Below are 12239 nucleotides of genomic sequence, written 5' to 3' on the forward strand. Positions count from 1 at the left end.
ACTATCGATGTCCTGCGGTACCCGGGTTCAACACATCGACCCGGGCGATCCTGATGGCGCTCGGCTCCTCCGTTCTTCCCTCTGCGATCAACTGCTTGCCAAACAGGGGACTGCGTACTGCTGGTACTGCTCCACTGCGAACTGCTGGTGATGCGAACTGCTGGTGATGCGAACTGCTCAGTGGCCTGTGACAGCGCCACCGTCACTCTCCGGCAGCCAGCCCCGTCGCCCGTCCTGCGTCTGCTCTGGCTTGGAACCCCACTGCCGGACCTCCCGGTGCGCGCGTCCGCAGCCGACGCCTTCACCGAGGTACCGCTCACTCACTTCACTGCTGGTCCTGCACACGGCGGCCCCTGATCACTGCGGGCCACCCGGTCCGGTCGTCAGTCCCGTCGCCGTCCTGCAACAAACCTGGCTTCGACACTCCACCACCGAACCGCCCTGCCAACTGCAACTGCGCACTACAACCTGCGTACTGCAACTGCGTACTTCTGCCCGCCAGTTCGTGTCTGCCGGGCCCTGCGGTCCTTCTGGCTACGAGAGAAACCATAACCACACCACGACCCAATGTCTACTCCAGCCACGACAGATTTCCGCGCGCTCGACGGCAAGGTAATCGGCATCGGTGGTGGCACCTGCACCCTGGAACCGGTCGACCGGCCAGCCGCGCCGCCCCATGAGCCGCCAGGCGGCCGGCGGCAAGAGCGTGAGCACCCTTCCCGCCGGTAGCGCCAGGGGGTCGGCGCCGACCGGGGTGACCGGTGGCCATCCCAGCGGCTCGACCGGCGAACACCAGCCGTGCGGTGCCTGGTGGGGGCGATTTCGTGGCGTCGGATCCTCCCGTTCGAGGGCATGGCGATGGCCAGAAATGTAAATATAACTATTTCCGTAGTGTTGTGCTCCGGTCGAATGACTGGCAATTCCCTTCGCCCCGTTCAGGTTGGCTCGGAGATATTTCTGCGTAATATGCGGCGGCAGCAACGAACAAGGTTTTCCGGGCGATCGGCAGAGCCCGGTAACCCCACGGCCCCCACAGGAAATGGCCTTTCGATGAAGCTGAAGATCCCGCAAGCAGCTCGCCGCCGCACCCTCTCCGGTTTGCTGGCCTCGGCCCTCGCCGCAACAGTTTCCGCGGCGATGGTCTTCCTTACGCCAACGGCGGCGTCGGCTATCGCACTGCCCGTACCTCTGGGCACGGCCGCCAGTTACTCCGTGCTGGCAGGTGCGGGAGTCACCAACACCGGCAACTCGGTGCTCGCCCACGACCTCGGGACGCACCCGACCCCGTCCATCACCGGATTCCCGCCCGGCCAGGTGGGAGGTGCCATCCACGCTGCGGACGCGGCAGCACTCCAGGCCAAGGCCGACCTCCTCGTGGCGTACAACAACGCCGCCGGCCAGGCGCCGGACTTCGCCCTTCCGGCGGGAATCGGCGGGGGTCCGGCGCTGCTTCCCGGCGTCTACCGCGCCACGGCCGGTGTCGGTATCACCGGCGACCTGATCCTGGACGGTCAGGGAAGCTCCGACGCGGTCTGGGTCTTCCAGATTCCCGAATCCCTGACGACGGCAACCTCCAGCCGGATTCTCCTCACCAACGGCGCCTCGGCCTGCAACGTGTTCTGGCAGATCGGCGAAGACGCGTCGCTCGGCGTCACCACCAGCTTCGTGGGCACCCTCATGGCCGAGAACTCGATCACCGCGAACCAGGGAACGAACGTCGAGGGCCGGTTGTTGGCCCAGGTAGGTTCTGTGACCCTCAACAACAACAGGATCTTCCTCGGCGGGTGCGCGACCTCCACCACTGGTGGAACGACGACGGGAACCACCACCGGCACGACGACGGGAACGACCACCGGCACGACGACCGGAACGACCACGAGCGGCGGTCTTCTCGGCGGTGGCCTGGTCAGCGGCGGCCTCCTGGGCGGACCCATCGTCGGGACCGGCGGCACGTCGGGCAACGTGGCCGGCAACACGTCCGGGAACACCGCGGGTAACAACGCCGGGAACACCGCTGGCAACACCGCCGGGAACACCACGGGCGGTAACACCGCGGGCAACAACGCCGGGAACACCACCGGCGGGCCCGGCGGGCACGACAAGGCGCCGGGCGGGCCGGATCACGACGACAAGCCCGGAAAGCCGGGCCACGGCGGCAAGCTCGACCTCGGGCAGTACGTCCGTCCCGGTCAGCTCGACCACGGCAAGCAGCACGACGAGAACTTCGGCTACGACGACGTGCCCAAGGGCCACGAGGGCGACGACCACTCCAAGGGCCACGAGGGCTAGGCAGCGCACCGCGGCCGGTCCGCTCACGGGATGACGGCGCGCGGCGGAATTCTCATCGAATCCGCCGCGCGCCGTCGGTGACAGCCGGCGCAGAGCGCAGGTGCGAGCTGCTGAAACGAGAAGGACAGGGTGCGCGGTGTCGAGCGGAATTAACTCAATGGACGTGAAGGAAGTTCAGCACTCCGAATCAGGTCCGGTCGTGCGGGAATGTCCTGACGCCACGGCCGCGCCGCCCGGGTTCTCGAAACGTGCTCGTGCACTAAAAGCCGGGGTGTGCACCGCCGTCGTACTGTGCCTGGCAGCGAGTATCGTCCACGTGGTTCTGGTGTTCCTTCACGTGGCACCGGCCAACCCCGTATCCCAGCGATACAGCCCGATGATCAATTCTTGGGTGTACCCCTACTTCGAACAGAACTGGCGGCTTTTCGCCCCGGACCCCGAATCCGTCAACCGGCAGATCCTGGCGAGAACCGCACGCACCGACCGCGACGGATCGGTGCACGTGAGTCCTTGGTTCGACCTGACCGCCATGGACACTTCCGCGGTCGCGCATCAACCGTTCCCGAGCCACACGGCACAGAACATGTTGCGCCGCGCCTGGGCCGGCTACGTCGACTCGCACGGAGGAGACGACAAGGCGCGCACGGAACGCGCCCTGATGATGCAGAAGTACCTGGGCAACATCGCCGCGGACCGCGCCGCCGCCCACGACGGCGGAGCCTTCGACTTCATTCAGCTCCGCGTCGTCGCACGGCCCATCGCCGCGCACGGCACCGCCGCCGCCGCCGGCGATCGTCCCCCGACGCCGGTCGAGAACCGGCTCCTGCCCTGGTGGAAGGTGACCGGCCATGGAGAATGAGGCCCGAAGGACCACGTCCCCTGTCGCCAACCGGTGGCTCGCCGACCGGATCGGCGCCGCGTGGGACCTTCTGACCGGTCGGCCGGTGTCCCTGTACGCCGCGTCGGTGCTGCGTATCGGCTACGGACTGCTCTACCTGGTCTTTCTGCTGCGCGAGTTCCCCCACCGTGCCCAGATCTGGGGCCCTGACTCTCCGTGGACGCCCGCTCTGGCACACCAGCTCTCCGAGCAGACGGGGTGGAAGAGCGTCCTGACCCTGTCCGACGACCGCGCCTACTTCGAGTTCTGCTACGTGCTGGCCCTTGTCACGTCCGCACTGTTCATGCTGGGCTGGCGGACCCGTGCCACGTCCGTCCTTTTCGCCGTCTTGGTGGCGTCGTTCCACGGCCGGGCGATCTTCATGACGGACGGGGGCGACAACCTGGTCCTGCTCATGGCCCTCTACCTCGTCCTCACCGCGTGCGGCCGACGCTGGTCCCTGGACGCGCGCAGAAACAGGCTGAAGGCGGTCCGTGCGGGCAGCCCGCCGGAACCGGCGGGGAGCCCCTTCGCACGGCAACTCCACGATTCCCGAACCACCTTGACCACGGTGGTGCACAACTGCGGCATGTTCGTCATCGCGGCACAGGTCTGTTTCCTCTACGGGTCAGCCGGTCTGTACAAGGTGCAGGGAGCCACCTGGGCCGGCGGCACCGCACTCCACTACGCCCTGAATCTCGAACTCTTCCGGCCCTGGCCCGCGCTCTCCCACTTCGTGGCCGAGTACACCCTCCTGGTCGCGATCGCCGGCTACACGACCGTGCTCTTGCAGGTGGCCTTCCCGTTCGTACTCTTCGGCAGGCTCAAGTACCCGGTTCTCGCCATGTTGCTGGGCATGCACGTCGGCATCGCCGTGCTCATGGGGCTGCCCCTCTTCTCCGGCGCGATGATCATCGCGGACGCCGTGTTCCTTCCCGACCGCTTCTACACCTTCCTCCCGCACCTCTGCCGACGCGCGGCCCGGCGGAAGGACAGGTGGCGCCCCGAACCCGGACAGGCAGCGGGGGCCGGAGTCGTACCCGCGCAAGGCCGGACCGGCGGCGCAGTCGGCTCGCAGCATGTACCTCCGGCAGGTCGGAAAGACACCACGCCTGCCATCGGGCCCGCGTCTCCCCAGGTCCCCCCGGCGAGCGGCTGAGTCGGAGGCGTCGTCCAGCCCTGGGCCGGGCCGGAGCGACCTGGAACACGGGGACCCGACCGTTGCTCAGCAGCCCCGAAGGTACCCGGTGGCGTCCTGGAAGAAGCCGTGCGAACAGGTGGACGCGTAAAGACCGACAGGGCCACGCCACACCTGGGGGCGGCCCACCACCGGGACGGTCAGCCGCGCCGGTCTCTGCCCCTGGTCGGGAGCGACGGCCGTACCTGCCAGCCGGGGGATGCCGGGCGGGGGCCCGTGTCCAGGGTGCCGCCCAGGGCGGTTACTCGTTCTCTCAGGCCTACCAGGCCGAAGCCGCCGCCGTGGGCCTCACCGGGAGTTGGGTGCCGCCTCGGCCGTCGTCGGTCACCGTGACCTCCAGGCGGCCCGCCTCTGGTGCAGGGCGACGGTGACCGTGGTGGCGTCGGCGGCGTGCGTTCGTCAGGGACTCCTGGACCACGCGGAAGGCCGCCGCCTGAACCTCGTGCGGGAGGTCGTCGAGGGGGCGTCGACGGTGAGGGTGGGCCTCGGGGTGGTGAACGCACCGGTCAGGTCGGCGATGCCCGCCATGTCGCCGACCGGGCAGGACGGCGGCCGGCGGCCAGACGCTGTAGCCCTCTTCGGACGCGATCTCCAGATCCACACCGACCGCACGAGCAGGACCCCGACTGCGGCTCCACGGGCGCAGCCTCGCGGCGAGGCGGTTCTCATGTTCCTCACGGCAGGCGGCCCGCCTGCCCCGCGGATCGGCCGAATGGTCGAGGCGGGCGGGTCGTTCCGGGTAGTCGTGGGGGGGTGGTGGGGCAGGGGCGGTCGCCGTCCCACCTGGGTGTTCGGGCTCCGCGCGCGGCTCCGGCGACCTTTCGGCGTACGGGAGTTGAACAATCGCCGCGCGAGCCGCTTCGGTCGCCGACCCGTCCTTACGCTGACGCGCGTGCATGGACAGCGGCAGACGGCGGACGACCACCGGCGGGGCGGCTCCCCCGAGCGGGCGCCCCGGCCTGCGCGCGTGGCGGCCGCGGCGAACCCGCTGCTCGGGCTCCAGCAGACGGCGGGCAACGCGGCGACCGCACGCGCCCTGACCGCGGGCGGTCGCTCCGAGGCCCGCGGGGCGCGGGGGCCCAGTGGCGCGCTGGGCGCGAGTGGGGCGCGCGGTCGGTCGGTCGCCGTGCCCGCCCCGATCGCCGAGGTCGCCGACGACTCCCTCGAACTCCCAGCCTACTTAAGGGACTTCGAGGCCCCGGGGCTCTCCTCGGCGTACGGGCTCACCGGGCACGAGTTCGTCTCCACCACCCTCGTCACCGTCATCGGCCACCGCGACGAGACGATCACCGATATCGCCGACATCGCCGCGGAGCTGGCCGGGCGCCCCGAGACCTTCTCCGGGCGGGGCCGCGCGTTCGCCCTCACCGGGCCGCGCGGCCAGGACCGCTACGACGTCACCGTCACCCTGACCCCCGCCGACGACGACCGTCCCGGCACCTTCGCCCCCGGCGGCGGCGACCCCCTCGACGCGGCCACCAAGATCGACGTGCATCACAACACCTCCGCCACCGTCGCCCAGTCCGCCGGCTCCTCCGCCGGCTCGGGCGCGGCCGTCACCGCGTTCGGGCTGGCGCCCGTCGCCCCCGGCGTCTGGGTCGGCGGCGCGATGACCGCGACCGCGCAGCCCTTCCAGTCGTCCCGGGACACCCGCACCCAGCGCGGCACCGCCGAGCCGCGCGTCCTGCGCAGCGACAAGGGGTCCGTCGAGGTTCCCCGCCGGGTCCGGTACGGCGTACGCATCGCCAAGGACGGCACCCCCGGCGCCCAGACCTTTTCCGGAACCGGTTCCCTCACCATGCGGGTGCCCACCGAACACCTCGTGCCGGTGACCGCCGGGGCGCCGCGCCGCCCGCGCCGACTGCGCGCCGAGACCGCCCGCAAGGTCTCCCTGGCCGACTCCATGGCCCCCCTCGCCGTCGCCGACCGCGCCGCCCCGCACGGAGGGGGCGGCGGCCTTTTCGACGCGGTCGCCTCCGTGCTGCACCCGTCCCTGACCTGGCCCGGAGCACCCGGCCGGGCCCGGCTGTACGAGGCCACGGCCACCGCGACCGTCCTGGAGGACATGCCCCGGCTGCTCCGCGACGGAGTCATCGGCGAGGACCTGACCAGCCGGGACGGGTCCACCACCGGGACGTACCGGATGCGGGCCGCGATCACCGAGCTGGCGCCCGGCTGGGCCACCGGCAGGACACAGTTGCGTACCCACCAGCAGACCCAGCACTCGGTGACCGACGCGGCGGGCAAGGGCCGGGGCGGCACCTTCGGCGTCGGGCCCGCGATCGGTGTCGGCGTCCTCGGCAACGCCGCCGCCGTCCGCGGTACGGCGATGCCGCTCGCGGGCGCCCGCAAGGCGCGGTTCACCGTCGCCGAGCAGACCGTGTCCAGCCGGCAGGGCGCGGAGGTGCGCGGCGACAAGGTCCTGTACCTGGGCACCGTCCGGTTCACCGTCGAGGGCACGGGGCCCGAGTCGCCGCTCGTCCGGGCGGGGCGCGGCGACCGCACGGCCCAGCACGCGATGAAGGTGTGGATCAGCCTGCGCGCCGACGAGGCACGGGAACTGGGGCTGCCGCTGCCGGAGGGGGTGAGCGCGGGGGACTTTCTCACGCGGCCGGAGCGGGACGGGACGGAGGGGGCGGAGGCGGCACGTCTTCGGAAGGGGGAGGCCGGAAGTTCGACAGGGCCGGGGACCCTCGCCGGTGAGGAGGCGACGCGGGCGGCCGGGCGGGACGGCGAGGCGGCGCGGGTGGTCGGGGGGTCCGAGATGTCCGACGTACCCGAGGTGCCCTCGCACGTCGTGCGGCATCTTCCCTTCGGGGCCATGGGCTCCAGCGTGGCCATCAGTCAGCTCGACACCGCACCGATGATGAAGGCCGTCCTCGACCTGTTCGGCACCGATCCGCGCCTGGCCGGTTATCTGCCCGCGTTCGGCGCCGACCGGCAGCCCGGGAACGTCGGCGCGGAGGAGGCGGAGGTCCAGCGGCAGAACTACCGCGAGCTGGTCACCGTTCTGTCGGAGACCAACCTCCGTGTCAACAAGGACCAGTTGCTGTCCACGGGCGTACGGGTGCGGCTGCGCCGCAAGACCCGGTTCCACGCCCACGACGTACAACTGCGGGTCACCGGATCGCTCCGCGAAACCGGTTACCTCGGTGACGCCAAGGACTGGTTGGTGCGCAGCCACACCGGCGTCACCTCCAACACCCAGAGCGGGCGCGCCAGTTCGCGCACCATCGGCGGGATGGCCCTCGGCCAGTTCCGGCTGGTCCCCGGCGCCCTCACCGCCTCGGTCCGCGCCGACCGCACCCGCACGACGACCCGGCGCGGGCAGGGCGGGCCGACCGTACGCACCGACGTCCTCACCAACGGCTCCGAGGACGCGAGCGCGTTCGGCGGGGCTCTCGGCCTGAGCGTCGACGTCACCATGACCAGCCGGCAGCGCAAGGCCGCCCGCGCCCTCACCCCTGGCGCGCCCGGCCAGGACACGCCCGAGGCCAGGCTTCTCGGCGGACTGCGCATGGACGAGCAGGACGTCCGGCTGCTCACGCCGACCGCCTTCACGATGGACGGCGCGGGCAAGGAACGGCTCGACTCGGCGACCGGGGCGCGTGCCGCCGCGCACCGGGACGTCCGTACGGAGTTCGCGGCGGCCGGCATCGGTGACCTCGCCGGGCTCGCCCCGCGGCAGATGGGCGGCAAGGGGGTGCGGGACTGGACGCTGGTGGAGACGGTCGGCGACGGCGGGCCCGTACGCGAGCTGGCGTTCGAGCTGCTGGCGAAGGCCGCCGCCCGCGGCAAGGAGGCCCGCGAGGACCGGGCCCTCCAGACGGAGGGCCTCGCGCCCCGGAACACCCTGGAGGAACGCTTCAGCCCGCAGGCCGTCACCGCCGCCCTGCGGCAGGGCGTCTCCGCCGGGTGGGTCGTGAAGAACCTGCGCCATCCGCGCCGCCTCGCCGGGCTGTCCGGCGCGGTCGGCACCCGGTTCGCGCTCACCGGCCCGAGGATCGTGCACCAGGCGACCGGGCCCGGCACCGAGACGTTCGTGCTGGGCGGCCACCAGGTCACCGGGCAGGAGGGTGTCAGCCACAACACCGCCTTGCAGGGCGGGCTGATGGGCTCCGAGAACGGCGCCGAGTGGCGCCTCGGGCAGGGCGTGGCCGCGGGCCGCAGCCTCGGCAGCGGCGACACCTCCGCCCTCACCCTCTCCGGCACGGTCGAACGCAACGCCCACACCTCGCGCAAGAGCCCGCTGTATCTCGTGCAGTGCGATCTCGTGCTGCGCATGGTCGCGGAGGTCACGGTCACGGGCGGCGGGCCGTACGTCGCGCGCGGCGGGCGTACGGTGCCGGGCGCGGTCGCCGTGTGGCTGACGGAGGCGCAGGCGCGGGCAGCGGGGTTGCGGGTGCCGGGGGCGGGGGCGGGGGCCAGGGTTGCGGAAGCGGTTTCCGACGGGCGGGGCGGTTCCTCACGGAAGGGCAAGGAGCCCGAGAGGGCCGGGGGGACGGCGGCGGCCGAGCGGGCCGGAAGGGCGGGGGAGGCCTCGGCCGCCCTCGGGTCCGGGGCCGCGCCCCTCGTGCCGCCCGCTCCCGTGCCCGGTCTCGCGCGGAACCTGCCGCTCGGCTTCGGGATGATCGAGGACCTGCCCGACTTCGTGCCGCTGCTGGAGCGGATGCGGGGCCGGCTGGACCGGTCCCTCGCCGACGACCTGCTGCCCCGCACGCAGTCGGCGGACCGCAACGACAACGTGCAGCGCCTGCTGCGGGTTCTCGACCGGGACGGTTCGGCGGGCCTGCTGTCGAGCGCGATGGACGGCGGGGTGGGGGTGGAACTCCTCGACGGGCGCAAGCGGCCGTACCGGGCGGTGTTCGCCGTCCGGCGGACGGGGCCCGGCACGTACGTGGACACGGCGTCCGACGGGCGGGACATGGAGTACATCACCTCCGCCGCCGCGCAGCAGGCGTCCGCCCACGACGAGAGCGACTCGCGGGGTGTCGAGGCGGTCCTCGCGGGTGCCGGAAAGCCGGACGGCGGGACCGGGCAGTTCAAGAGCGTCGGCGGGGCGGCCGGTCTGGGCCTCGGGTGGAGCGACGCGCGGCGTACGGCGTCGGCGGGGCGGGCACAGCTGGGCGTGAAAACGGTTGCCGAGGCGAAGGCGCCTTCGTCGCGGATGAACGTACCGATCCAGGCGTCGCTGGAGGTCTGGTCGGGCGACCGCCGGGTGGCCCTCACGCGGTTGGACGGCCTGTCGCTGACGCACCGGGTGCTCAACGCCGACCTGCACGCCCTGTCCCGGATCGCGCCGGTGCCGCCCGCGCAGGCCGGGGTCCGTCGTGCCGCCGGAGGGGACGACGCGCGCGCCGACCGGCTCGGGCCGTGGCGGGCCGGCGGCTTCCGGCTGCCGATGGAGGCGCAGGTCAACGGCTTCTCGGGGGCGCCGAAGGTGCAGCAGGCGGTCGACGAGGCCGTTCAGCGGGCGGGGGGCGGTAACCGCTTCCGGACACGCGGCGAGGCGGCGTACCACCTGCTGCGCGAGGCGGTGTCCACGGAGTGGCTGATCTCGGCGCTGCCGCTGCTGACCGCGGCGGGTGTGGACCTGCCGCCGGTGCACGCGACCGGCGCGTCCGGCCAGGACCTGCGCACCTCGCTGCACGCCCGGCTGCGGAGCGGGCGGGTGCTGGGCGTCGGCGACGAGATGACGTTCGAGACGGTGGCGCAGAGCGGCCTGGACGCGCCGCGTCCCACGGGCGCGGACGGGCAGCAGTCGAACGAGCACGGCTCGACCGCGCGCGGCCTGTTCGGCGCGGGCGTGCTCAACGCCGACCAGTTCCGCATGAACCAGCTTCTCGGCACCGTCGACGGCTCCGGCAGCGCGACGGCGACCGCCGCGAACGCGGCCGGCTCGATGCCGGTCCACAAACCCAGGTCCGCGTCCGTACTCGCCCAGTTCACACTGGACGTGCGCGTGGTCGCCCGCGTCACCGACCGCGTCCGAGGCGGCACCGCGTCGACCGCCGTCCAGGACCTCACCCTCCCCACCCCGGTGATCCTCCGCCTCCCGGCCCCGACAGCCCGCCACCTCCTCACCGACCACTCGAACGCGGCCCACCTGGAGGACAGGGACGACCTGCTCGGGGTGCGGGCGGCGGCGGAGGGGACGGACGGTTCGTAGGCATCGCCGACAGGGAGACCGACCGGAATGCCGTCCCTATACTCGAGCCATGGACCATGAACTGGAGCGTGCCGCTCTCGTCGCGCTGCTGCGGCGTGGCGATCGCACGTGGTCCCAGCTCACCGACCAGGTCGAGGCGGTGGGAAGCGCCCGCGACGTTCTCAACGACGCCCTCGACGTCTCCGGCCAGGGTGCTCTCTTCGACACCGGGCCCGCCGTGGACCTGGATGCCGTCGCCGCCGAGATCGCCACGTGGGAGCGCGAGGGCATGCGGCTCGTGACGATCCTGGACGAGGACTACCCGCTCTATCTGCGGCTCGTCCACCAGCGGCCCCCGTTCCTGTTCCAGCGGGGAACGTCCGTCGAGGACGACCGGCGGGTCGCTGTCGTCGGTACCCGCACGCCGACCCCGCAGGGCGTCGCCCACGCCCGCGCCATCGCGGGTGGACTCGCCGAGCGCGGTGTGACCGTGGTCAGCGGCCTGGCCGCAGGGATCGACACCGCCGCCCATGGCACCGCCCTCGCCGTCGGCGGCCGTACGGTCGCCGTCGTCGGTACGGGCCTGCGGCGCGTCTATCCGGCGCAGAACGCCCGCCTTCAGGAGGAGATCGCCGAGAAGGGTCTCGTGATCTCCCAGTTCTGGCCGGACGCACAACCCTCGAAGGCGTCGTTCCCCATGCGCAACGCCGTGATGAGCGGTTACAGCCTGGCCACCGTGGTCGTCGAGGCGGCCTATCGCAGCGGCGCCCGCATGCAGGCCCGCCTCGCCCTGGAACACGGCCGCCGGGTCTTCCTCATGCGCTCCCTCATGGTCCACGAGTGGGCCCGGGAGTACGCGGACCGTCCCAACACGACCGTCATCGACGGCCCGGACGACGTATTCGGCCAACTCGACTCGCTCGTCCCCACCACGGGCGAGCTCACCTGGGCCTGACGGGGACCGCATGGCAACCGTCGGCGAGTTATCCGCCCGTTACGCCAACTTCCTAGTCCACCCGCTGCTGCCCGGCCCCGGTGTCTGCCAGATCTGCCGTGGCACGGCGAAGGCAGGCTACCCCCACTGCCGGCCGTGCCAGGAGGCCAGAAGAGTCCTCGGCAGCGGGGTCGCCGACGCCGTGGTCCCGGTCAGCCTCGCAGTCAAGAGCGGGCAGTACGCCAACGAACTGTGGCGCTACAAGAACGCGGCGGGCGCGCAGCAGCAGTACTTCCGTACGGGGCTCGCCGCCGTGCTCTGGCACTTCCTCGCCCTGCACGAGAGCTGTATCGCGGCTCACTGCGCGGTACCCGCCTTCGACGTGGTCACCACCGTGCCCAGCACCAGCGGCCGTGCGGGCCACCCCCTTCGCACCATGGTGGCCGACATGATCGGCGCCACCCGCGCGCGCCACCGTGACCTCCTCAGACCCGCGGCGGACGCGCCCACGCTCGGTCGTACGGCATCTGCCTCGCGCTATGCCGCCGCCGGACTCTGGGGCGAGAACGTCCTGCTCATCGACGACACCTGGGCCTCGGGGCAGCACGCCCAGTCCGCCGCGGCGGCTCTGAAGGCGGCCGGCGCCGCCACCGTGGCCGTGGTCGTCCTCGGGCGGCATCTCAACCTCACCTTCGGGGAGACCGCCTCGCTCGTCGAACAGGCCCGCCTGCGCAGCTTCTCCTGGGGTGTCTGCGCGCTGCGCCACTGGCAGCATGCCCGCGTCTGATTCCAC

7 protein-coding genes are annotated in these 12239 nt (G+C 72.0%); 6 read left to right on the forward strand and 1 reads right to left on the reverse strand.

The genetic code is table 11. The features are described 5' to 3' along the window. Positions 1-534 precede the first annotated feature (534 nt). The gene (locus ACFWJX_RS10275) at positions 535-981 is read right to left on the reverse strand and encodes a hypothetical protein (RefSeq protein WP_383239730.1); all 447 of its coding nucleotides are present in this window, start codon (positions 979-981) and stop codon (positions 535-537) included. A 69-nt stretch (positions 982-1050) separates the two neighbouring features. Here ACFWJX_RS10275 and ACFWJX_RS10280 point away from each other — a divergent pair, with 69 nt between their 5' ends. The 6 genes from ACFWJX_RS10280 to ACFWJX_RS10305 all read left to right on the forward strand — a co-directional run bounded on the left by ACFWJX_RS10280 (position 1051) and on the right by ACFWJX_RS10305 (position 12233). Continuing rightward, positions 1051-2289 (forward strand): ice-binding family protein, encoded by a 1239-nt coding sequence (locus ACFWJX_RS10280; protein ID WP_383239733.1) that lies wholly within the window; start codon positions 1051-1053, stop codon positions 2287-2289. Positions 2290-2446: 157 nt separating this feature from the next. After that, positions 2447-3148 carry a DUF5819 family protein gene (locus ACFWJX_RS10285; RefSeq protein WP_383239736.1) on the forward strand — a complete coding sequence of 234 codons (702 nt, stop codon included), beginning with the start codon at positions 2447-2449 and terminating at the stop codon, positions 3146-3148. Continuing rightward, entirely contained in the window at positions 3138-4325 is a 1188-nt protein-coding gene (locus tag ACFWJX_RS10290) for an HTTM domain-containing protein (RefSeq protein WP_383239739.1), read from the forward strand. Before ACFWJX_RS10285 ends, ACFWJX_RS10290 begins: the two co-directional genes overlap by 11 nt. Positions 4326-5256: 931 nt before the next feature. Further along, the gene (locus ACFWJX_RS10295; RefSeq protein WP_383239742.1) at positions 5257-10533 is read left to right on the forward strand and encodes a hypothetical protein; all 5277 of its coding nucleotides are present in this window, start codon (positions 5257-5259) and stop codon (positions 10531-10533) included. A gap of 49 nt (positions 10534-10582) precedes the next feature. Beyond that, positions 10583-11467: a DNA-processing protein DprA gene (locus tag ACFWJX_RS10300; protein WP_383239745.1), complete on the forward strand. Its 885-nt coding sequence runs from the start codon at positions 10583-10585 to the stop codon at positions 11465-11467. A gap of 10 nt (positions 11468-11477) precedes the next feature. After that, entirely contained in the window at positions 11478-12233 is a 756-nt protein-coding gene (locus tag ACFWJX_RS10305) for a hypothetical protein (RefSeq protein WP_383239747.1), read from the forward strand. The last annotated feature ends 6 nt before the right edge of the window (positions 12234-12239 follow it).

Origin of the sequence: Streptomyces sp. NPDC058335 (assembly GCF_042723915.1) — a bacterium.
Taxonomy (GTDB): Bacteria; Actinomycetota; Actinomycetes; order Streptomycetales; family Streptomycetaceae; genus Streptomyces.